The sequence below is a fragment of the Halosimplex carlsbadense 2-9-1 genome (assembly GCF_000337455.1).
GTDB lineage: Archaea > Halobacteriota > Halobacteria > Halobacteriales > Haloarculaceae > Halosimplex > Halosimplex carlsbadense.
Genome location: NZ_AOIU01000004.1, coordinates 115186 through 136183 on the forward strand (window position 1 = coordinate 115186; position 20998 = coordinate 136183).

Annotated in this window: 19 protein-coding genes; 11 read left to right on the top strand and 8 right to left on the bottom strand. The window is 63.5% G+C overall.

Features of this window, described 5'->3' with window-relative positions; all coding sequences use genetic code 11:
* Positions 1-37: 37 nt before the first annotated feature.
* Positions 38-1135: a thiamine pyrophosphate-dependent enzyme gene (locus tag C475_RS01105; protein WP_006881877.1), complete on the bottom strand. Its 1098-nt coding sequence runs from the start codon at positions 1133-1135 to the stop codon at positions 38-40.
* A 120-nt stretch (positions 1136-1255) separates the two neighbouring features.
* Here C475_RS01105 and C475_RS01110 point away from each other — a divergent pair, with 120 nt between their 5' ends.
* Entirely contained in the window at positions 1256-1609 is a 354-nt protein-coding gene (locus tag C475_RS01110; RefSeq protein ID WP_006881878.1) for a hypothetical protein, read from the top strand.
* A 46-nt stretch (positions 1610-1655) separates the two neighbouring features.
* Here the strand turns inward: C475_RS01110 and tmk are convergent, their stop codons facing one another.
* Entirely contained in the window at positions 1656-2261 is a 606-nt protein-coding gene (gene tmk, locus C475_RS01115) for a dTMP kinase (protein ID WP_006881879.1), read from the bottom strand.
* A 131-nt stretch (positions 2262-2392) separates the two neighbouring features.
* Here tmk and arcS point away from each other — a divergent pair, with 131 nt between their 5' ends.
* On the top strand, positions 2393-4189 hold the full coding sequence (arcS, locus tag C475_RS01120; RefSeq protein WP_006881880.1) for an archaeosine synthase subunit alpha: 1797 nt from the start codon (positions 2393-2395) through the stop codon (positions 4187-4189).
* Positions 4190-4344: 155 nt separating this feature from the next.
* Positions 4345-5643, top strand: coding sequence for a UDP-glucose 6-dehydrogenase AglM (gene aglM, locus C475_RS01125; RefSeq protein ID WP_006881881.1), 1299 nt, complete (start codon positions 4345-4347; stop codon positions 5641-5643).
* Positions 5644-5683: 40 nt separating this feature from the next.
* Here the strand turns inward: aglM and C475_RS01130 are convergent, their stop codons facing one another.
* Complete coding sequence (locus C475_RS01130; RefSeq protein WP_049929834.1) at positions 5684-5863, bottom strand: hypothetical protein; 180 nt, start codon at positions 5861-5863, stop codon at positions 5684-5686.
* Between the two features lie 2117 nt (positions 5864-7980).
* On the opposite strand from C475_RS01130, the gene C475_RS01135 reads away from it, so the two are divergent.
* Together C475_RS01135 and C475_RS01140 are read left to right on the top strand one after the other, a co-directional pair.
* A complete protein-coding gene (locus C475_RS01135; RefSeq protein ID WP_006881882.1) occupies positions 7981-8331 on the top strand; it encodes a hypothetical protein in 351 nt (116 codons plus the stop codon).
* 294 nt (positions 8332-8625) lie between these two features.
* Entirely contained in the window at positions 8626-8868 is a 243-nt protein-coding gene (locus C475_RS01140; RefSeq protein WP_006881883.1) for a HalOD1 output domain-containing protein, read from the top strand.
* Between the two features lie 213 nt (positions 8869-9081).
* Here C475_RS01140 and C475_RS23675 read toward each other — a convergent pair whose 3' ends face one another.
* Positions 9082-9504, bottom strand: a complete 423-nt coding sequence (locus C475_RS23675; protein WP_161625153.1) for a MarR family transcriptional regulator — start codon at positions 9502-9504, stop codon at positions 9082-9084.
* A 726-nt stretch (positions 9505-10230) separates the two neighbouring features.
* On the opposite strand from C475_RS23675, the gene C475_RS01150 reads away from it, so the two are divergent.
* Both C475_RS01150 and C475_RS01155 read left to right on the top strand, forming a co-directional pair.
* On the top strand, positions 10231-11190 hold the full coding sequence (locus tag C475_RS01150; protein ID WP_049929836.1) for a sugar phosphate nucleotidyltransferase: 960 nt from the start codon (positions 10231-10233) through the stop codon (positions 11188-11190).
* A gap of 94 nt (positions 11191-11284) precedes the next feature.
* Positions 11285-11887: a metal-dependent hydrolase gene (locus C475_RS01155; protein ID WP_006881886.1), complete on the top strand. Its 603-nt coding sequence runs from the start codon at positions 11285-11287 to the stop codon at positions 11885-11887.
* A gap of 40 nt (positions 11888-11927) precedes the next feature.
* Here C475_RS01155 and C475_RS23680 read toward each other — a convergent pair whose 3' ends face one another.
* The gene (locus tag C475_RS23680; protein WP_161625154.1) at positions 11928-12068 is read right to left on the bottom strand and encodes a hypothetical protein; all 141 of its coding nucleotides are present in this window, start codon (positions 12066-12068) and stop codon (positions 11928-11930) included.
* Positions 12069-12112: 44 nt separating this feature from the next.
* A complete protein-coding gene (locus C475_RS01160) occupies positions 12113-13375 on the bottom strand; it encodes a glycosyltransferase family 2 protein (protein ID WP_006881887.1) in 1263 nt (420 codons plus the stop codon).
* Between the two features lie 556 nt (positions 13376-13931).
* Here C475_RS01160 and C475_RS01165 point away from each other — a divergent pair.
* Complete coding sequence (locus tag C475_RS01165) at positions 13932-14852, top strand: NAD-dependent epimerase/dehydratase family protein (protein ID WP_006881888.1); 921 nt, start codon at positions 13932-13934, stop codon at positions 14850-14852.
* Positions 14853-15081: 229 nt separating this feature from the next.
* Here the strand turns inward: C475_RS01165 and C475_RS01170 are convergent, their stop codons facing one another.
* Both C475_RS01170 and C475_RS01175 read right to left on the bottom strand, forming a co-directional pair.
* Positions 15082-16092, bottom strand: a complete 1011-nt coding sequence (locus C475_RS01170) for a DUF1616 domain-containing protein (RefSeq protein WP_006881889.1) — start codon at positions 16090-16092, stop codon at positions 15082-15084.
* Positions 16093-16195: 103 nt separating this feature from the next.
* Positions 16196-16468: a hypothetical protein gene (locus C475_RS01175; RefSeq protein ID WP_006881890.1), complete on the bottom strand. Its 273-nt coding sequence runs from the start codon at positions 16466-16468 to the stop codon at positions 16196-16198.
* 393 nt (positions 16469-16861) lie between these two features.
* Between C475_RS01175 and C475_RS01180 the strand changes: the two genes are divergently transcribed.
* From C475_RS01180 to C475_RS22920, 3 genes are all read left to right on the top strand, one after another.
* On the top strand, positions 16862-18058 hold the full coding sequence (locus C475_RS01180; RefSeq protein ID WP_006881891.1) for a nucleotidyltransferase domain-containing protein: 1197 nt from the start codon (positions 16862-16864) through the stop codon (positions 18056-18058).
* Positions 18059-18379: 321 nt separating this feature from the next.
* Positions 18380-19807, top strand: a complete 1428-nt coding sequence (locus C475_RS22915; RefSeq protein ID WP_152436294.1) for a hypothetical protein — start codon at positions 18380-18382, stop codon at positions 19805-19807.
* Between the two features lie 276 nt (positions 19808-20083).
* Positions 20084-20968, top strand: coding sequence for an alkaline phosphatase family protein (locus tag C475_RS22920; RefSeq protein ID WP_152436295.1), 885 nt, complete (start codon positions 20084-20086; stop codon positions 20966-20968).
* Positions 20969-20998 lie beyond the last annotated feature (30 nt).

Below are 20998 nucleotides of genomic sequence, written 5' to 3' on the forward strand. Positions count from 1 at the left end.
CCGGTCGGGTCTTCGGTATCGCCGGCCGATCCCCGTTTCACTCGCTGGACCGCTCGCGTCCCTGGGTCTCGCTCTCGGTGACCGCCCGGTCGGTGGCGGCTCGCTGGACGGTCCCACGGCGCTGGTCGCGGACTCGCCGCGGAAGCGCCGCGTAAGCGTGGTCGAACACGTCGCCGGGGTCTGGTTCGCTCTCTTCGGCGGCCGCCACGGCCTCGGCGACCTCGGTCGTCGCCGCCTCGCGAGCCGCGTCGACGAATCCCGCCTCGACGACGCCCTCCTCGCGCAGGTAGTCGGCGTACCGCTCCAGCGGGTCCGCGGTCCGCCAGTCGGGGAGGTCCTCGGTGGCGGCGTCGCGGTAGCGGTCGGGGTCGTCCGCGGTCGTGTGTGGACCCCGCCGGTAGGTCAGGCTCTCGACGAGAACCGGGTCACCCGACAGCGCCGACGCGCGGGCCTCGGCGACGACCTCGTAGACCGCGACGGGGTCGTTACCGTCGACCCGCACCCCCTCGAACCCGTAGGCGTTCGCCTTCCCGGCGATGGTCTCGCTGGCCGTCTGGCGCTCGGTCGGGACGCTGATCGCCCAGCCGTTGTTCTCGCAGAAGAAGACGACCGGCGCCGAGAACACGCCAGCGACGTTCATCGCCTCGTGGAAGTCCCCCTCGCTCGTGGCGCCGTCACCGAAGCAGGCGCAGACCGCGGGGTCGTCGTCGCGGTGGCGAGCGGCCATCCCCGCGCCGACCGCGTGGGGAAGTTGGGTCGCGATCGGTGTCGCCTGCGTGAACGTGACCGGGCCTCTCCCGGTTTCCGTGTCCGCCTCGGCGACGGGTTCGTACTCGGAGTATCCGCGTCGAAAGCGGAGGATATCGGCCGGCGAGCGGCCGCGGGCGAGTTGCATGGCGTTCGAGCGGTAGGTCGGAAAGAGCCAGTCGTCGTCGGTCAGGGCGTGGGCGGCGCCGACCTGCGAGCCCTCCTGGCCGACGAACGGCGGGTAACCGCTCATCCACCCCCTGCGCTGGAGCGCGACCGCTCGCTCGTCGAAGACGCGGGCGCGGACGATTCCCCGGAGGAGCCGGCGCGCCAGCTCCGGGTCGACGCCCGTCTCGCCCAGCGACCGCTCGCCGATGACGCGATGCATGGTGTCCCGGTTGGCGCGGCGGCCGGAAAGCGATTGCGTCGGGTCCGGACGGCGACCCGGCCAGAGACGACGCCCGCTCGCAGTCGACACCTCAAAGAGCGCGCGACACTAACGGTCGGTATGGTCACCGCCGTCGACGCGGTCGAGCTGGTCTTCCTGATCGTCGTCCACAGCGCGGTCGCCGCCCTGATGACGCGGTTTTTCCGCGTGCGGCTGTCGACCCGCTGGGGCGGTTTCCTCTACGCCGGCATCCTCGTGCCGATCGCGCTCGTCCTGTCGACGCTGTTTTTCAGCGGTATCTTACCGCTGGGACCGGATCTGGGGTCGGCCGGCGCCGTCGTGACGCTGATCATCCTCCTGCCGACGGTGGCGGGCATCACGTTCGACTACTTCTGGATGCCCTCGCCGGACGAGGTGGACCTCCCCGAGCGCTGGGACAGGGACGAGCGACCCAACCGCTACGAGAACCGCTGACCGGCCGCCGCTGCGCCGCGGCCCGCTTGCGCGGACGCCCCCGCGATCACCCGCCCAGCAACTCCAGCACCGCCGCTTGCACGTCGGAACGCACCGCCTCCTGGGGGCGGGTCGCGTCGATCCGGACGAACCGCTCGGGGTCGTCGTCGATCAGCCGCTCGTAGTTGTCACGTACCGATCCGAGGAACTCGACCTGTTCCATCTTGTTCGTCGCGCCCGCGCGACGGGCGCCGGTCTCGGGGTCGACGTCGAGGTAGATCGTCGCGTCGGGGCGGCGAGTGAACGGACGGTGTACGTCGCGGACGTAGTCCAGCGGGTCGTCGACGTCGAGGTGTGGGTGGGCGTCGAGCGTCGCGCCCTGGTAGGCGTACCGCGAGTCGGAGTAGCGGTCGGAGACGACGAGGCGACCCGCTGAGAGCGCCGGTCGGACCACGCGGTGGAGGTGGTCGGCGTGGTCGGCGGTGTAGAGGAACAACTCGGCGATCGAGTCGGCGTCGGCGTCGCCGATCGAGCGGGCGACCGCCTCGCCGTACCACGACTCGGTGGGCTCGCGGGTGAACGCCGCGTCGTCGGGCAGCGCGTCGCTCTCGGCGAGGTGGGCGGCCGCCGAGGATTTTCCGCTGCCGTCGAGCCCCTCCAGCGTCACGAGCATACCTGCCTGTCTCGGTGGCCCCACCTAAACGACTCGGTGGCGACCTGTGGCGGACGCCCGGGTCGACCCCCGCGCAGGGCCGGACGACGCGAGACGATAGCCTCATCCCGGGCGACACCGACGGGACGGATATGACCGACCACTTCGAGGTCCACGAGCGCGACGGGGCGGCCCGTCTCGCCGAGGTGCGCCTCGACTCGCCGGTGACGACGCCCGCGCTGGTCACCGACGCCGACCGCGACGACGACGCGCCCGAAGCCGGGGTCGCGGCGCCGGTCCTGGCCGACGCCGGGACCGGCTGGGCGACCGAACCCGACGCGCCGGCAGGCGACGACTCGCGACTCACCGTCCTGCCCGCCCGCGGGTTCCCGTCGGGGACGCCCGACGAGGTCGAGGAGGCGTTCGCGCCGGAGGTCCCCGAGGCCGACTACCCGAGCGCCGCCGTGATCTCCGCCGACACCGCCACCGACCTGGGCACCGACGCCTACGTCCTCTCGGGAGCGCCCGGGATCGCCGGCCACGCCGCGAAGTTCGTCGATTCGATCGTCCGCGTGCGGGAAGCGATCCCCTACGACGCCGCCCTCTACTTGCCGGGCGTCGCGACGCCCGCGAACGTCGCGACACTGGTCTACGCGGGCGTCGACCTCGTCGACGCCGACCGCGCGGTCGTCCGCGGCACGCAGGGCCGCTATCTCACCGTCGACGACCACCAGTTCCTCGAAGATCTAGACGAACTCCCCTGTGCTTGCCCCGCCTGCCAGCAGCCCCGCGAGGAGTTCGACCGGACGGACTGCGCGCGCCACAACGTCAACGCGCTGTCCACCGCGCTCGCGACCGTCCGCCGACGGATCCGCGACGGGCGTCTCCGGGACTACGTCGAGGGCCAGGCCCGCCACGAACAGTGGCTCACCGCCGTCTTCCGCCGGCTCGACCAGCAGTACGGCTACGTCGAGGAGCGCACGCCTATCCTCCGACAGGCCGAGATCACCGCCGCCACGGAGGACACGATCCGGCGCGTGGAGATCCAGCGCTTCGCCGAGCGAGTCACCTCGCGCTATCGCAACCGCTTCGACAACCCGCTCGTGCTGGTCCCCTGCTCGGCACGTAAGCCGTACAGCGACTCCCAGAGCCACAAACAGTACCACGACGCCGTCCAGTGGCGCGCCCACAAGGTGTCGATGACCTCCCCCATCGGCGTCGTCCCGCAGGAGCTCGAACTCACCTACCCCGCCCAGCACTACGATTCGGTGGTGACCGGCCGCTGGAGCGAAAACGAGATCGAGTTCGTCGCAAACGTGCTGGAGCGCTATCTGGAGAACACGGACTACCCGCGCGTCATCGCGCACGTCCCCGAGGACTACCGGCCCATCTGCGAACGCGTCGAGCAGTCGCTGGGGACGGAGTTCACTTACACCGTCGAGGACCACCCGACCACCACCGACTCCCTGGGCAACCTCGCGAGCGAGCTCTCGGGCGGGCCGAAGTACGGCAAGCGCGAGCGCCAGCACAACACGATCCGCGCCATCGCCGACTACCAGTTCGGCGCCGGTGCGGGCGACGAGCTGTTCGACGACCTCACGGTTCGAGGGAGCCACCCCGGCCTGCAGGCCCACGACGGCGACGGCGAGCAACTGGCCGTGGTCGTCCGCCCCTACGGCACGCTGGCGTTCACGCTCGCCGGCGCCCGCCACTGGGTCGACAGCGACGCCCCCACCAAGCGCGTCGAGATCGACGACTTCGTCCCCCACGGGAGCGTCCTCGCGCCCGGTATCGTCGACGCCGACGACGACATCCGCGTCGGCGACGAGGTCGTCTTCGAGGGACCGAGCGCCTTCGCCGTCGGCCGCGCGGAGATGTCCGGCCCGGAGATGGCCCGCTCGACCCGCGGGATCGCCGCGCAGGTCCGCCACGTCGACGAAGTGGACTGAGCGGGGACGCCGGTCCGAGGCGGTCACGGTCCGCGTTCGTTCGAGTTCGCTCCGCGCGAACGGGGACGGGACCAACGACTCGACTCGCGACGCGAACCGAGCGTCGCCGGATCGATCCGAATCCTGAAGACCTGTGGTGGACAACCCATTCGTCAATGCACGTCAGCATCGTGGGCAGCGGGTACGTCGGGACGACGGTCGCCGCCTGTCTCGCCGAGTTGGGCCACGACGTGACGAACGTCGACATCGACGAGGACATCGTCGCCGCGATCAACGACGGGGAGTCGCCGATCCACGAGCCCGGTCTCGCCGACCTCGTGGCCGAGCACGCCGGCGACACCCTCCGGGCGACCACCGACTACGACGCCGTCCGCGAGACGGACGTGACCTTCCTCGCGCTGCCGACCCCCTCCGAGGACGACGGCGCCATCGACCTGGCCTACATGGAGGCCGGCGCCGCCTCGCTCGGCGAGGCGCTGGCCGACAAGGACGGCGACCACCTCGTCGTCGTCAAGAGCACCGTCGTCCCCGGCTCCACCGAGGAGGTCATCGCGCCCGCGATCGAGGAGACTTCCGGGAAGACCGCCGGCGAGGGGTTCCACGTCGCGATGAATCCCGAGTTCCTCCGGATGGGTACCGCCGTCGAGGACTTCCTCGACCCCCAGAAGATCGTCTTCGGCGCCCGCGAGGCCGCCGCCTACGATACGTTGGGCGAGGTGTTCGAACCGCTGGTCGCCGAGAGCGACGCCGCCGTCGTCGAAACCGGGATCCGCGAGGCCGAGATGATCAAGTACGCCAACAACGGCTTTCTCGCTTCGAAGGTTTCCCTCATCAACGACATCGGAAACATCTGCAAGGAGTTCGACGTCGACGCCTACGAGGTCGCCGACGCCATCGCCCTGGACGACCGTATCGGCGGGAAATTCCTGCGTTCAGGGCTCGGCTGGGGCGGATCTTGTTTCCCAAAAGACACAAATGCCATCATCGCGGCCGCACGCGACGCCGGCTACGAGCCGCCCGTCCTCGAAGCCGCGGTCGAGGTGAACGATCTCCAGCCTGAACGTCTCCTCTCGCTACTGGACGAGCGGACCGACGTGGCCGGCGAGCGGGTCGCGGTGCTGGGCCTGTCGTTCAAGCCCGGGACGGACGACGTTCGGAAGACTCGGGCGGTGCCGGTCATCGAGGGACTGCAGGAGCGCGGGGCCGACGTGGTCGCCTACGACCCCGTAGCGGCCGAGAGCTTCGACGACAGCTACCCCGATATCGAGATCGAATACGCCGACAGTGCCGCCGAAGCGCTGGAAGGCGCCCGCGCGGCGGTCGCGGTCACCGACTGGGACGAGTTCGCCGCGCTCGATTCGGAGTTCGACGCGATGGCGACCCCGCTGGTCCTCGACGGCCGGCACATCGTCGAGCGCCGCGAGGGCGTCGAATACGTCGGTCTAACGTGGTAACGCTCCCGGAAGCGGTACCGAAGCCGACCCGGCCTCGCCCTTACCACCCGTAGCGCTCGGTCCCGTATCTACCAGTACCGTATCCCATCGTCCGGTCGATGTCGGCCCCTCCGGCCGTCGCTCCGGCCAGTGCTACGCCTGCAACGGTCAGATAGGTCCGCCGATCGATCCCTCTCTCGCTCCCCTCCGGCTCGGCGTCCGAGTCTGGTTCCTCCTCCACAGTCGCCTCCGTCCGAACAGTCCCCCGGTTCTGGCGCGACCGATATGAACCCACTGACAGTACCTGCGACACACCGGCCGCCGCCGGGCTCGAGGCCGCCGTGGTTCGTGCCGGCCACCCCTCGGTCCGGGGCCGGTATCGCGCCGAATACAATAGTAGAGAATAGAATACATCACCAGATCCATAATATATATGTTATTATTTGGGTCGGCAGGGTGGGGGTGAGTGTGCGGACGATTGCATGCAACAGAGCGGATTCGAACTGCGGTCCCACGGAGGTTCAGGGCTCGCGACCGGCGTTCCGGATCCGGCGCTTCGAGGAAGCGGCGAACTGCACGACCTCGGGACGTGTCGTCGAGATCTCCAGCTGTGCTGCGCTGTCGACACCGACCGAAAGCGAGCGGGAAAGCGGGGTTTCGGCACGATGAGACGGCTGCGAGTGGTGACTTCGAACCGCGCGTCGAACGGGCGATCGATGGACGACCTCGTTCGGAGCGGCCGGAGATCCGGTACAGACACTATCTCACGACGGGTTTTCTTCGAACCACGACGGGTCCCGGGGCGCTATTGTTCAACACCAGAACATATAATAATAAATATATAGAAGTATTTCTCACAAGTGCCAGCTGCACGGAGTTAGGATACAGAGATAACTCTGCCACAGTCGGACAGTGGTGAGCGTATAAATTTCCGGTGTTGACTGACAGGACGCCGTGAAGTCCGGGTGACTGTGGCGGCGACCGACGCGGTGCCTGACAGCTACGTGTCACAGAACAGAGGGGGCGCCGACGAACCGACGGTTCCGTCGTCGAGAGTGCATTCCGGGAACCGCCCCGCGCTTCCCGATCGGGGTGGCCGAACAGGCCTTCCGCGGTGGCCGAGTTGGAGTGATACGTGAGAAACTGACTGAGCGATTTCGAATTCCGTCAGGTATCGGAACGGAAGTCCACAGGAGGAGCCACGTTTGGGGGTTGGGGCTGGGTTGTGTGATCGAATGGCGGGTGGGCTCCTCTGTGGTCTCGAGCCACCGAACGGACGCTGACCGTCCCGGACGAGAAACTGGTAACTCGCCGTCAGTTCGGCGGCATCTGGCCATTTAGTTACCGGCCATATAACGATTGCTTGGATAACAATTCGTAGATTGGTCGTGAACCGCTGCCAGCGGTTTCGTGAAGGTGGTTTCGTCCCGTTCCACCGATCCGTTCGACGGAAGCCACGAGGTCAATATCGGCCCCGCTCGCGTGAGCTCCTGTTGCCGTGGGCTGGCCATCGCTGGCACCGTTACCAGATCTGAATTCGGTCTTATGGACCCGATAGCCGCCTGTATCGGTGCTCTCACTCCCGACGGGGCGTGGTCGGTCGGCGGAGCCCGCTCGCGAAGTCCGACAGAGACTCCTTTCCCCCCGACCGGGCGGGCTCCCGCACGAGTCCGCTATCAGTTTGCGAACCCACCGGTCTCACTCGTTTTCGGCGACTCTGTCCCGATCTGTTCCAGTGCGTGCGCCCACACTCCGTGCCGTTCTGTGGCCAGGCTCCGGTCGCTGGACGACCTACTTCTTCGCTCTCCGGCCGCTTCGACCAATATCAACATCGATTCTACCCACCCATCATTCATTCAGTTTGATATTAATATCCGAATTTCATTACCTCCCGTCTTCGAACTGCATCTTTTCGAAATTTCTCTACACATAGCCACATGCACTTTATTATACCGAGTTAAATTGGTCATTCAGCCAATTACAGACCCCCTCGTAGTAACCTGTTTTATTTTTAACTATGTGGGCCGGTATTATTCCCGTCATTCCACTGGATAGACATTTTCAATAACAATAGTATACGTGTAATCTGGTCTCGCTCGGTAGTTCGGTCGGCCGGTCGTCCGGTCACAGTGAATCACGCATCGTTAGATCGGGAATCGGATCGACGAAACGGATTCGAGACCGTTGCTTCACCACCGACTTCTCGTGTCGTTTCGAACCGCGAGCCGTCGCGTGACCTGCCGAAATGTCGTGCCTCGAGCTTCGTTCCCGGAGTTTCCCGGAGCTTCGAATGACACCGATCTGCAAGTATAAGTGATAGGCGGTTCACCTATCCACTGAAGATAAGCGGGCCGTGGCATGATCAGGATCCCACTGCGGCAGAGCCTCGAGGAGTTCATCAGCCATCTCAGCGAGTACGCCGTCCACCTCTGGGCAATCACCGTGTTGTTCTACGGTTTCGGCGACCTCGGAACGACGTTCATCGGAGTTTCGGTCACGGGCATCGCAGAGACGGGGCCGGTGGCGGGGCCACTACTCCGGCGGTTCGGCTTCCAGCTCGTGGTGGTAGTAAAGCTCTTGTTCCTCGCAATTTGTTTCGCCTTTTGGCGCCTGGTGCCCGACCGGGTGGCCGTCGGTATTCCGCTCGGTCTCGGTGTTCTCGGCGTCGTCGTGGTCCTCTGGAACGTCTCGATCATCCTCACCCGCTGAGGTGCGGCCGTGGACGACGACGTTAGGTCGTTGAGACCGGCTATCGACCGGGACCTGTCCCTGCTGTTCGTGAGAGTCCTCGCTGGAGCTGCGTGACGCGCTCCTCCCGACACAGCGTCGGTTCACACACGATTCACTGCCGACTACGGATTCATTGCCGACTACTTGCCGGATTACTCCGATCGCTCATTTCGTTCGTTTCCGTAGCGTTGAGTGATTATGTGAGACATAGCCGGAGGTGCAGAGTCTTTAACCGCAATCGGGTGCAGCATCTCCGTTGTGGGTGACCCAGCTATGGCCGAAGAGCTCCACTACCGCATTATCCAGGGACTCGCTGAAGCCGAAGGGACCGGCCCGGAGGACCTCGAGAGCTGTCTGTACGAGTACACCGACATCGACGCGCTCACGAAGCTCTACCAGCAGGGCTGTGTCAACCCTACGGTGACGTTGGAGATTCGGGACCACGAAGTCACCGTCACCGACGAAGGCGACGTACGCGTCGACGGAAAGCTGCGGACGCTATCCTGTGGCGGGTAGTCGAGCGTAGATCCAGCCTCGGCTCGGACTCTCCAATATCTGTCATTTCTAAACCAGATACAGATACTGATAGGAAGCCGATTCGAACGCACGGCTCCGCGGGCCCGACGAACTATCCCGCGGACGGAGCCGTGCCTCGGGTCTCGGGTGGCGCTCCGTTACGGACACCGCCTCAACCGGCGAGCACGTCCCTTCAAACGGGTGGAAAAATCCTCACAGTATCCGGCGGAGGAGCGCCAGTTCGTCCTCTTTCGAGAGGTACTCCGCGTCCAGACATGCGTGGATGATCTTGTGGGCGAGGTCGGGGTCCCACTCCGCAGTGTCGTTCCGGGCCGGCCCGTCGCCGATCCGCTCCTCCAGCGAACTGATCCGGGACTCGAGTTCGTGGATCTGATCCTCCCGGGTGGAACGGTTCCGAATCCGTGGGCCGTCGCCCGGTTCCTCGTCGAACAGTCGCTTCACGAACGCTCGTCGGTTCGTCCAGTCGAACCCCTCGATCTCGTTGACTCGTTTCGAGACCGTGGCTCTCGTCACGTCGAGGGTTGCCGCGATCTCCTCCTGCGTCGCCGTCGGCTCCCGGTGAACCGCACGGAGCGTCTCCCACTGTTTGTCCGTGAGCGCCGCGGGGTCAGTCACCTGAGACCCGCTGCTCGCCCCCGAGTCGCCGGAGCCCACTTCGGTGAGGCGGTTGGCTGCCGCTCGGTCGGCCCCCGGAAAGTCGTCACGGTCGTCGGTTCTCGCTCCGGTGTCTGACTCGGGAGACACCTCACTGTCCGGTCCATCTAGATCTGTCGAAGTTCCCGACTGTCGTTCGGTCCCCCTTTCGCTCGCCAGGTCCGGGATCTTGAGTTCAGTCTCTTGATCGGGGCTGTCGTCCATCGTGGATTGCTCGGTATCGATGTCTGTATCGCGATTGCTCTCACCGTGACCGTCCGCCCGCTTGGTTCGAGATCTGTCCTTCGCCGGGTCGCCGTATTCCTCTAGGACACGCTCGACGAACAGCTCCGACGCCCCACCCACGTGGTCCGCGATCCCCGTGAGTGACGCGTTCGGGTTCGACTGCGCGACGTCGAGGATCTTTTTGTGAATCATCGCCCTCGGTCGTGACCCGGCACTGATAGTATGCTCAGCGGTAGTTGTTTCAGATTTTCCCATCCGGATCCTCCCGCAAGTAAGTGATATACAAATTCAACAATAAGTCTTCTCCTTATATTAGTTTTAATACGCACACGTCTGGGAGCGACCGAGTGAGCGAACGTGCTCTCGACCGACCGATTACCGTTCGGCGCCCCCGCATCACCGACGCTCGATTTCGGGCTATCCGGGGGGTAAAAATAAGTGAGTTGGTGACAACTCCAAAACATGGACGCAATCGTGCTGGCTGGGGGGTTCGCGACCAGGCTATGGCCGATCACCAGCGATCGGCCGAAGATGTTTCTCCCGATCGGTGAGACGACGGTGATCGACAGTATCTTCGGCGAACTCGAAGCGGACGACCGGATCGACGACGTCTACGTGTCCACGAACGAAGAGTTCGCGGACGACTTTCGAAGGCACCTCTCGGACTCGCCGTTCAGTAAACCGACGGTTTCGGTCGAAGCGGCCGGGGCCGAAAACGAAAAGTTCGGCGTCGTCGGTGCGCTCGGGGAGCTCGTCGAGCGCGAGGGGCTCGACGACGACACGCTGGTGATCGCGGGTGACAACCTGTTCAGCTTCTCCCTCTCGGAGTTCGTCGACGCGTTCGACGACTACGGAGCGACGACCGTCGCCGCGTACGACGTCGGGACTCTGGACCGAGCCACCCAATACGGCGTGATCGATACCGAGGGCGACCGCGTCGTCGAGTTTCGGGAGAAACCATCCGATCCGCCGAGTACGCTCGTCTCGATCGCCTGCTACGCGTTTCCCGCCGAGACCGTCGGACAGTTCGAGACGTACCTCTCGGGGGACAACAACCCGGACGAACCGGGCTGGTTCATCGAGTGGCTCATCGACCGCGAACCCGTGTTCGCCTTCCCGTTCGAGGGGGCATGGTTCGATATCGGAACCCCCGATGGATACCTGGACGCGTTCTCGTGGCACCTCGACGGGGCGACGATCGTTCACCCGGAGGCGACGGTTCGCAACTCGGACCTCGGAGCGAACGTTCACGTCATGCGCGGTGCGACGGTGGTCGACTCGGCGCTCGAACACACAGTCGTGTTCCCCGACGTGAAACTTACCGATAGCGAACTTCACTCCTCGATCGTCGACACGCGAGCCGAACTGACCGGGGTTACCCTCTCCGACGCGCAGGTCGGGGCGAACACGTCGTTGGAATAGCCCTCGGTGGATCGAGATGGCTGGACACTCCCCGAACGTCCCCGCCGGAAGCGGTCCGGTAACTGACTCCCGCTCGCCGAGTGCGTCCGCATAGATGGAGCCGTTCGTCCATCTCGCGCTCGGCTATCTCGTCTACTCCCTCGCCTGTCGACTGTGGACCGGTCGTCCGCCCTCCGGCGCCTCGACGCTCGTGCTCGCGTTCGCTACGCAGTTCCCCGACGCGGTCGACAAGCCGCTCAACTGGTGGTTCGACATCCTCGACGGGCGGGGGATCGGCCACTCGATACTGACGATGGCGCCGCTCTGTGTCGCGCTCTACGTCCTCGCTCGACGATCCGGCCGCGAACGGTTGAGTAGTGCGTTCGCGGTCGGGGTCGGAACGCACCTCTGTTACGACGCGCGGGTCGCGCTGGGGCCCGGAGCGATCAGCGAATCGGCGCCGTACCTACTCTGGCCGCTGGTCCCCGCACCCACGTACCCGAAGGACAGTCTCACCGACCACCTCGATCACGTGGTCTTCGTCGTTCGCTCGTTCGCTCGGGAGCTGCCGGCCGCTCTCTTCTCCGAGGGGGCCCTGCGGATCGTCGGGGTGGCGTGTTTCACTCTCGCCCTCTGGGTCTACGACGGGCGGCCCGGACTCGAAGTCGTGTCCGCGACGCTCCGAAAGTCGCTCCGACAGCTGCGACGAGAGACCTGATCGGCGCCGCGGCTCGCCTTCCGCCCCGCCCCCCAGGGCGTTACTCTCGCGCTTCGAGCGATTCGACGAGCTGCAGTGACTCCCGGATGTGCCGGTGTTTCTCCGTATCGTCGTCGGAATACAGTGCTTCGTAGAGGTGGTCCTCGATCGAGCCGGTTATTCGCTCTTCGTCTCTGTCCATTGTGGTTCGCTCACTGTCCGTCTCGATCGCTGGGTGGGTGTTCGTCATTGGGCTGTCTTGGTGGTACCGAGCATGCTCAGGAAGAACGAGCAGAAGACCGTTTGCACGCCGATCATCGTGACCGTCGACGCCAGGAGATTCACGGACGCGGAGGGGACGGCTGCGTAGCCCTCGACCGTCCACGCCACGACCGCGTAGCCCAGGATGGCCGCGCCGATACTGAACGTGACGAGCCCGACCGACGCGCCGTGTTCCAGCCTGAACCGGTTCCGGATGAAATCGGTGACCGGATCCGCCGGCTCGCGGATCGGGTCGGTCGCGACCGAGCTGAACATCGCGAGGCTGCCGATCTGGTAGGCCACGACCGTGATCAGGCTGCCGCCGATCATCGTCTGGAGCCCGAACGTCACCGACCCCAGTTGCGTCCCGAACAGCGACAGCGCCATAACCGAGATTCCGAGCAACCCGAACAGGACGGCGGGCGCCGAGAACAGGTACCCCGGCGCGTTCACGAGCATGAACTTCACGTGTCGCCAGCCGTCGCGGAAGCTGTCGAGGGTCGCTTCGCCTTCACGTTCGTGATACGTGATCGGTCGCTCTTCGATGGTCATGTCCTTGGCCGCCGCGTCCATGATCATCTCGCTGGCGAACTCCATCCCGGTGGTTTCGAGGTCGAGCCGGTCGAGCGCGTCCCGGTCGAGGACGCGGAGCCCGCTGTGGGCGTCACTGACACCGGCGTCGTAAAACGTGTTCAGGAACTTCGTCAGCAGCGGGTTGCCGACGTACTGGTGGAGCGGAGGCATCGCACCCTGCTTGATCTCCCCGTCGAGGCGACTCCCCATGGCGATGTCGACGTCGTCGCGGTTGGCCAGCTTCACTAGCTTCGGTAACTCCTCGAAGTCGTAGGTCGTATCCGCGTCGCCGATCGCGACGTATTCGCCGCGGGCGCGCTCGAAGGCGTACTTGTAGGCGTTGCCGTACCCGCCCTCCTCGGGCTCGACGACGATCGCGCCCTTCTCGCGAGCGATCTCCGGCGTCCGGTCGGTCGAACTGTCGCTGACGAGTATCTCGGTGACGACACCGAGCTCCGCGACCGCCGATTTCACGCGGCCCATACACTCCGAGATGCCCTCCTCCTCGTTGAGTGTGGGCATAACGACTGTCAGACTCGGCTCGCGCTCGCTGTCCGCCTGAACCAGCAGGGACTCGGCGTGCGACCCCGACGCGGCGTTCGCACCGTCTTCGATCGCTACCTCGTCGACTGCACCCTCCGTCACGTCGCTGCTCGGGTCAGTGTCCGCCGACATATCACTTCGCCTGCTCGCCGCCGTCAGCTGCGATTCGGGCATCTGCGGACCCGTCGCACTGGACCGGACTTTCCCCACATTCGACGCACACGTAGGTGCTCTCGACGGTCTCGACGACTGGGGCGTTGCAGTTGATACATTTGATGCTTGCCGTCCGTGCCGCTCGTGGATATCGACTCACCCGTTTTCACCTTCGTCAATGAACTGATTGGATGACGACCATATAATAGTTTACTCCGTTCTGATAATTGATCCTAATACGTTACGTAGACCTCGGTAACACACGACTGTCTCCGGCTTTCATCCGGACGTGACCCGCCTGTCGATCGCTAAGGAGTCGATAATCTCCACATCTAACTATCCGTGAATAATTTCACACGTGTGAACTGTTCGGGAACGAACGAAACGCGGCGGTGTGCGCGCGCGACGGGGATAGATCGATCGGATATCATTTCGGTCGCGTCGCCCGGTCCGACGGCGGCCGACCCCGAAATGTCGGCTGTGAGACCTCTCGTGAACGGCCGTTTTTAATACGCCCGGGACAGGCATTTCGGATATGCAAGGGAAACGAGTGCTGGTCACGGGCGGTGCGGGATTCATCGGGTCGAACCTGGCGAACTCCCTCGCCGAGGACAACGAGGTCCTCGCGCTGGACGACTGCTATCTGGGCACGCCGGACAACCTCGACGAGTCGGTCGAGTTCGTCGAGGGGTCGGTCCTCGACGAGGACCTGCCGACCGACGTGGACGCGGTCTTCCACATCGCGGCGCTGTCGTCCTATGCGATGCACGAGGACGACCCCACGCGGGGCGCCCGTGTCAACGTCGAGGGCTTCGTCAACACGGTCGACCAGGCCCGCCAGGACGGCTGTGACACGGTCGTCTACGCCTCGACGTCCTCTATCTACGGCGACCGCACGGATCCCTCGCCCGAGGACATGCCTGTCACGGTCAACACGGGGTACGAGGCGTCGAAGCTCGCCCGGGAGAAGTACGCCGAGTACTTCGCCAACCACTACGACATGTCCATGGCCGGCATGCGCTTTTTCTCGGTCTATCAGGGTATGGAGGACGGCGCGGAGGAACACAAAGGCGAGTACGCCAACCTGATCGCGCAGTTCGCCGACGATATCGCCAACGGCCGCAACCCCGAAATCTGGGGCGACGGCTCGCAGACGCGGGATTTCACCCACGTCGACGACATCGTCCGCGGGCTCGAACTCGCCGCCGACCACGAACTCACCGGCGTCTACAACCTCGGCACCGGCGAACAGTACAGTTTCGACCACCTCGTCTCCCTCCTCAACGACGAACTCGGGACCGACGTGGAGCCGGTCTACGAGGAGAATCCGATCCCCGAGGACGTGTACGTCCACGACACCATGGCCGACGCCACGAAGATGCGCGAGGCCACCGGCTGGGAACCGGAAATTTCCTTCGAGGAAGGCGTCGAACGAGTCTGCGCCCAGTACGACTGAGTCGGGGAGTCGTCTCTCGTTTCGCGGTCCGTCGGCGGCGCGGTCACGATTCGTCGAGCCGGTCCGTCGTGGCTGGGTTTCCGTCCGATTCACTCGTCTAATCGATAGAAAACAGGCGCGATTATCGTCGTGTTTTACCAGTCCGTTCGCTCGGCTGCGCGGAATTCATACGTCGGGCGCGCTGTGTAGCGGGAGTCCACCGCTCACACGGGTCTCACGCCGTCGGGAGCTATCGTTCGTTCACGTCGATCCACAGGCGTGCGTCCCGATAGGCGTTGCCCACTGTCGGGTCCTCGGGCGGACTCTCCCTGTACAGCAGATACGTGAGGCGGAGTCGCTCCCCCGCCATCGACGGCCGAACTGCGTGCTGGCGATGCCACGTCTCGTTGGCCGCCAGACGGGGTTCGAACCGGTGCAATCGTTCGGATTCGACGACCCTCGTCGAGCTGGCTCGAAGCTCGACGCGGTCGAGGCGGACGACGACAGTGTAGGACGTCGTCGTCTGCTCGTCGTTCTGTATCCCGACGACGAGCGACCGGGATTCACCGACCGTGAAGTTCTGCGGGTAACTCTCGGCGGTCAGGTCCCCGGAGTCGTCCGCCCCGAGGAGATAGAATTCGCTGAACTGCGCTCCCTGTTTCGGGTCGACTGCAACGAAGCCGACGCTCCCGACAGCCAGCAGGAGCGAGACCGCGACGACGGCCGTCAGGGCGGTGTCTCGACTGGTCTCCGTCCGGAACAGGTTCGACCGAGCTGCCGAGAGCCACCGCCGATACGGCACGGAGTATCGCAGCTCCGACGGGAGCGCCCGACGCCGACGCACGGCTACCGCGACGAGAGCGAGGACGAGCCCCGCGAGCGAGGCGACGACGGCGTCCGGGGCGAGCCCGACCGGGGAGAGGTCGAGAACCAGGCCGACGACGGGGATCACCGCGATCGAGGTACCGAACGACAGCGCGACCCGTTCGTAGAGCGTCAGGCCGTCGCTGACGGTCCGGTCGCCGCCGCTCTCGTCCGTCTCGTGATGACCGTGCGGGAACAGCACCGCGACGAGCGCCCAACCGGGGGCGAACAGCGCGAACGGAATCGCGACCAGCGCCCGGACCAGGGTCTCGTTCACTATCGGCAACACGGCCGCAGCGACGACGACCGACGTGAGACCGACGACCCCCGCGAGGTCAGCAGGGAGACCCGACGGGCGCTTCCCCGCGGCTTTCACCTCTCGGAGATCGGTTCCCATGGTCAGGCGTCTCAGTGCGTCGTGAAAAGTTCACTGATGGTGTCATCGTTCACACCGAGCCGATCCGCGTTCCGCACCACAGCGCGTCCGGACCGCCCCGCCGTCAGAACAGCCACGGTGAGACCCTCGCGACGAACTGCCGTACGAGCACGAACACGAAGCCCGCGAGACCGAGCACGGTTAGCCAGTAGACGTGCCGTTGCCAGGTCAGTCCCACGTAGACGGTAAGCGTCAGTTCCCGCGCCGCGAGCAGACCGATGAGCGAACAGACGAAGAACAGCTCGTAGGAGAAGGCATCGAGAGCGATCAGCGAGAGTAACGCAGTGCATACCCACCCCATCGAGAGAACCAGAAACTGGTCGCGGGTGGTCCACATATCAGCTAGTATGATATGCCGGCATACGAAAGTATCGCCGTACTCGCTGTCGAGCGGGGCCCGACGACGGAACGCGAACCGTCGGCCGGGCCCGACAGTGGCGCTCCTCCTCGATCCGTGACGGCGGCTGTAGCGTTCGGAGTCACGACCGTTCGACTCCGTTCACGTGAACGTTCGTTCGCTCACGTCCGAAGCAACCAGTATCCGTTCCCCGCTGTCGGATGGCGCTCGGGACGGACCTGGGGAAAATAGATAAAGGAGTGTCAAGAAGTCCAGCCAAATGGGTGTGATGGCGTCCCACCGCGTAGGAGGTGGCGGAACCGCTTTCGAACGGTGGCCGCCGGTTCGGCATCGAGACAGTACGCGGCAGTTCGAGAGTCGGGGGTAAACCGGATGGGTTCACTCACGACCGGCCACGAGACCGACCTCCCCGAGGAGTTCGCGACGCTCCTGAATTGCGGCCGGTACTTCCTCGCGGATAGAGAAACCGAAGGGGCGCACGCGCCGTCCAGCGTCTCGGTGTCGGCCACGGAGTGGGAAGGGGTTCACGAGTTGGCGAGGCAGCACGGAATGGAGCCGCTGCTGATCCGGTCGGTGTCGGATCCGGGTAGTGACGCCGGCGCGTCGGAGTTGCAGACCGTGGTAGAGCAGCGACGACAACAGTTACAGACCCGTACGCTCGGAATGGTCGCCGAACTGCTGGCGGTGCTGGACCTGTTCGACGGGCGCGATATCCCCGCCCTCGCGTACAAGGGCCCGGTCGCGGCGGCACGGGCCTACGGCGACCCGTCGTATCGCACGTACGCAGACCTCGACTTGTTGGTTCCCCAGTCCGCGCAACCCGCGGCTCTCGAGGTGCTCGAACGGCGGGGCTACCGGCGCCAGGCGGTCAACGGGCCGGTGTTCCAGACCGTCCTCCAGCGGCCGAGTGATAGCTTCGCAATCGATCTTCACACGCACGTTATCCCCGACTTCTTCCCGTTCGAGCTCCCCTTCGAGGGCCTGTACGAGGGGCGGGATTCCGTCGCGGTGAGCGGGCGGACGGTCCCCACCCTCTCGACCGAAGACGCGTTTCTGGTCCACTCCATCCACGGGTCGAAACACCACTGGTTCCGCCTGGAGTGGATCCTGACCACGGCGCTGGTGGCGCGCCGCGTCGAGGATCTGGGCGCTGCGCTCCGTCGAGCCGCCGACATCGGATGTGAGCGCATGGCGCTGCTTGGACTCGAACTGTCCCGGCGGCTCTTCGACGCGTCGTTCGGTGCGGCGGTCGAGAGCCGACTAACCGCTCGGACCGGCTCGGCCGTGCGGAGTGCGGCCGAAGATATCGTCGACTGGATCGTCCACGAGGACTGGTCGGCGGACAACGACAAACGGACGCACCTCGCGGACTTCCGCCTCCGATCCAAGCTCTTCGGTCGGCGCCGCGACAAGGCTCGGTTCTGGGCACGAGCCCTGACGAAGCCCCGTACCGACGACGTCGAGTGGGTATCGCTCCCCGGATGGCTCTCACCGCTCTACAGGGTCGTCCGCCCAGTTCGGCTGCTGCTGGAGTACCGACAAGCGATGACGAACGGCCTTTCGAGGTGATCAGAGCGTCCGCTCCGGGGCCTCGGAGCGAGTTGGTCGTCCCGTCCTTTAGTTCGTGTCCCAGCCGGCACCCCATACCTCCGAACGCGAGGGACCAGCGAGACGCCCGATTGCGTGAAAATTTCAGTCACAAGGCACGTAAACTACGATAAGGCTTATTCACGTGTGTGAGAATTTTCAAGTGATGTGTCCGTCCCGAACCCGGATGCCGGTTTCTACGACCGACGGTCCGCAGCGCCGATCGACGGGTTCGAGACTCGGGCCCACTCCGAATAAACGGACGAAGATACCCGTTACAGAGCTCTCAGCGGAGGACAACCAATGAAAAGAACACCGAATCACCAGTACAACGTTCCCGAAGAGGGTGCCAAAGATTGGCACGTCGCGCTGAACGAAAATTTCGAGCGTATCGACGAGGGAGTCGAGATCAGAGATACCGAGGCGAACAAGGGAGACTACGATCCGAGAGACGGCGCGAAGTACGAAGCGACGGACTCCGGTGCGGTGTATCTCGGAAACGGCAACAGTTGGGTACTCGCTAATCGACGAGTGAAGTCCTTCCAAGCGGAAAGCGTCAACAACGTGAGAACGCCGTCGGACACGGATATCGAATCGTTCCGTACTGTGGCCGAAGGGGGTGGAGTCATTCGATTGAAGCCGGGTGCCACCTACGAATGGGACGAGACGTTTACCTTCGACCCCGAAAGTAACGAAACGCTTCGCGTGATCGCACACGGTGCGACGATCGATCACAGTTCAGACCCCGCTGTCGACATCCACACCTCGAATCCCGAGGCGATAGAGAGTACTCCGAGCAGATTCGTTTGGCGGGGTGGTGAATTCGTCGGCCCCGGTCAGTCAGGGGATTCGTCTGTTTCGGGATTGAGCGTTCCCGACCACGCACCGGATGTGAATGACGGGAGCGCACATTTCAGATTGCTAGCTTCGTCCTTCCATACGATATTTGTAGAGTCGTCGGAACAGGTCCGAGCATCGATTTACGTGAAGAATCAGCGCCAGAACGGCGATTCGGGATGGTCGGAGGGTAATAAACTCGGGGTTAGCCGTGGCCACGCACGGATACGCGATCAGAGTGTCGACTTCTTCCTCCTTGCGGTTGGGTCTCAATACGTTTCCGGAGATGCAGGGGGAAGCATGCGAAATATTCAGATCGAATATCCGTGGGGGTCCGGAAGAGGTGCTACTGCAACGATCTATCAGGGAGGGGCCAATTGGCAAGGTGGGAAGCTAGAGTTCCGAGGGAATCTTCCTCCGGGCGGATGGGGCTGGTGGTCGGATGGCGGAAACGACGGGATGGATATTCACTGGGAATCAGAGTTCGGGGACAGTGAGAGTACTGATATAGAATTTGCAGGAAACAACGCAGTTCCACCCGTTTTTACTGCCAGAATAACCAATCCGGATGCAGGAATTATCAACGGAAGGCCGGGAAACATATTCGTCCGCCGCATCGGTGGTGGAATACGATCACCGGACGGAAAAAAAGGATTTCAGATCGAGAGTGGCAATGATAGGTGGACGTTCCAATCGAATACGCTCATCGATGCGGGCTCGTATTCTACGAATACCCCAGTAAATCTCGCCAACAGAGACGGCAATAAACATACGCAGATGCGGTATCACAACGGGTCGGATGGTTCGCCTCCTGGTTGGTACTGGTGGGATGCTAACGGGGATGAATCCAAAGAGACCTGGATCATGATGGGGAATAATTCTGTGAAAATCTAAGTCGCTGATCGCTACGTCACTCCGATCGACTCCCAACTCGTGAAAGGGTAGTTACGCTCCGTAACTACAGACTCGGCGACTGACACCGGACGCACACCCGAATCACTCAGTCGAGAGTCTGCTGTCGTCCCACGAACGACAGGTCTATCCACGTGATAGCATCGTTGAGGCGTTCGAGATCGAGCATTGACACCCAGAGATCGATGCCTCGTTCTCTACCGGGACGACCATTCAACTGAGGAATATTTATTGCCAGTTGGTCAATATCGACAACACATGGTAGATACGGGGTCAGTAAAATTTGCTCTCCGCTATCCAAAGGTAGCGGCGGCTCAAGTTTGGAAAATGCGACAGGAAAAGCAAGATCCGGCATACGATCCAGATGGCGTGTACATTCATGACGAAGACTGGGATATAATGATTATTTTGGATGCTTGCCGGTATGATACATTCGCCGAACATTCTACTCTCGACGGTGAGCTTGCTCGTAAACGGTCACGTGGGTCCACCAGCGAGGAATGGATCCGAGGCAACTTTTCTGAAGAGGAACACGGGGATCTTGTCGTGGTAGCGACAAATCCGTTCTACAAGGACTTGGCCGGTGAGATCGACCTGAAGGTCCATCACTTTGAATGGGTGGAACCGGACGATTACGGAAAGGAGTTAACAGACCCTGATCGCGTCACAGAGCGAGTTCTGGAGATGGCGGAGAAATATCCGAACAAACGGATTCTGGCACATTACATGCAGCCACATGCCCCCTATATCGGTTCTGTGGGTGAGAAGGTTCCATTCGAACGGGAGCCCCTGCATCAAGCCATCGTACGAGGCGGAGTCGAGCAAGATGTTGTACGAGGCGCGTATCGTGAAAATCTCGAAATTGTGCAAAAATCCATTCGACCCATCGTGAGCGGCGAGTACGGAAAAGTAGTCATTACAGCCGATCATGGTGAACTGTTGGGCGAACGGATTCTTCATTCCGTCCCACTGACCTCCTATTACGGTCACCCGTATGGATGCGACCACGAAGCAACACGGATGGTCCCTTGGTTGGAAGTCCCGTGCGAGACTTCGGATCGCAGGACGGTTCGCGATGAAGAGGCGACAGGCATCCATTCTGAAGATGTTAGTGATCAATTGGAAGCTCTCGGATATCTCTGAAGAGAGAGGGGTCTCCCCATCGGTGCGAAC

Excerpts from the sequence above, each read along its gene's own strand:
- C475_RS01160 (WP_006881887.1), bottom strand. The coding sequence starts at position 13,375 with ATGTCGGCGGACACTGACCCGAGCAGCGACGTGACGGAGGGTGCAGTC.
- C475_RS01165 (WP_006881888.1), top strand. The coding sequence starts at position 13,932 with ATGCAAGGGAAACGAGTGCTGGTCACGGGCGGTGCGGGATTCATCGGG.
- C475_RS01180 (WP_006881891.1), top strand. The coding sequence starts at position 16,862 with ATGGGTTCACTCACGACCGGCCACGAGACCGACCTCCCCGAGGAGTTC.
- arcS (WP_006881880.1), top strand. The coding sequence starts at position 2,393 with ATGACCGACCACTTCGAGGTCCACGAGCGCGACGGGGCGGCCCGTCTC.
- C475_RS01150 (WP_049929836.1), top strand. The coding sequence starts at position 10,231 with ATGGACGCAATCGTGCTGGCTGGGGGGTTCGCGACCAGGCTATGGCCG.
- C475_RS01175 (WP_006881890.1), bottom strand. The coding sequence starts at position 16,468 with ATGTGGACCACCCGCGACCAGTTTCTGGTTCTCTCGATGGGGTGGGTA.
- C475_RS23680 (WP_161625154.1), bottom strand. The coding sequence starts at position 12,068 with ATGGACAGAGACGAAGAGCGAATAACCGGCTCGATCGAGGACCACCTC.
- C475_RS01110 (WP_006881878.1), top strand. The coding sequence starts at position 1,256 with ATGGTCACCGCCGTCGACGCGGTCGAGCTGGTCTTCCTGATCGTCGTC.
- C475_RS22915 (WP_152436294.1), top strand. The coding sequence starts at position 18,380 with ATGAAAAGAACACCGAATCACCAGTACAACGTTCCCGAAGAGGGTGCC.
- aglM (WP_006881881.1), top strand. The coding sequence starts at position 4,345 with ATGCACGTCAGCATCGTGGGCAGCGGGTACGTCGGGACGACGGTCGCC.
- C475_RS01140 (WP_006881883.1), top strand. The coding sequence starts at position 8,626 with ATGGCCGAAGAGCTCCACTACCGCATTATCCAGGGACTCGCTGAAGCC.
- tmk (WP_006881879.1), bottom strand. The coding sequence starts at position 2,261 with ATGCTCGTGACGCTGGAGGGGCTCGACGGCAGCGGAAAATCCTCGGCG.
- C475_RS22920 (WP_152436295.1), top strand. The coding sequence starts at position 20,084 with ATGGTAGATACGGGGTCAGTAAAATTTGCTCTCCGCTATCCAAAGGTA.
- C475_RS01170 (WP_006881889.1), bottom strand. The coding sequence starts at position 16,092 with ATGGGAACCGATCTCCGAGAGGTGAAAGCCGCGGGGAAGCGCCCGTCG.
- C475_RS01105 (WP_006881877.1), bottom strand. The coding sequence starts at position 1,135 with ATGCATCGCGTCATCGGCGAGCGGTCGCTGGGCGAGACGGGCGTCGAC.
- C475_RS01155 (WP_006881886.1), top strand. The coding sequence starts at position 11,285 with ATGGAGCCGTTCGTCCATCTCGCGCTCGGCTATCTCGTCTACTCCCTC.
- C475_RS01135 (WP_006881882.1), top strand. The coding sequence starts at position 7,981 with ATGATCAGGATCCCACTGCGGCAGAGCCTCGAGGAGTTCATCAGCCAT.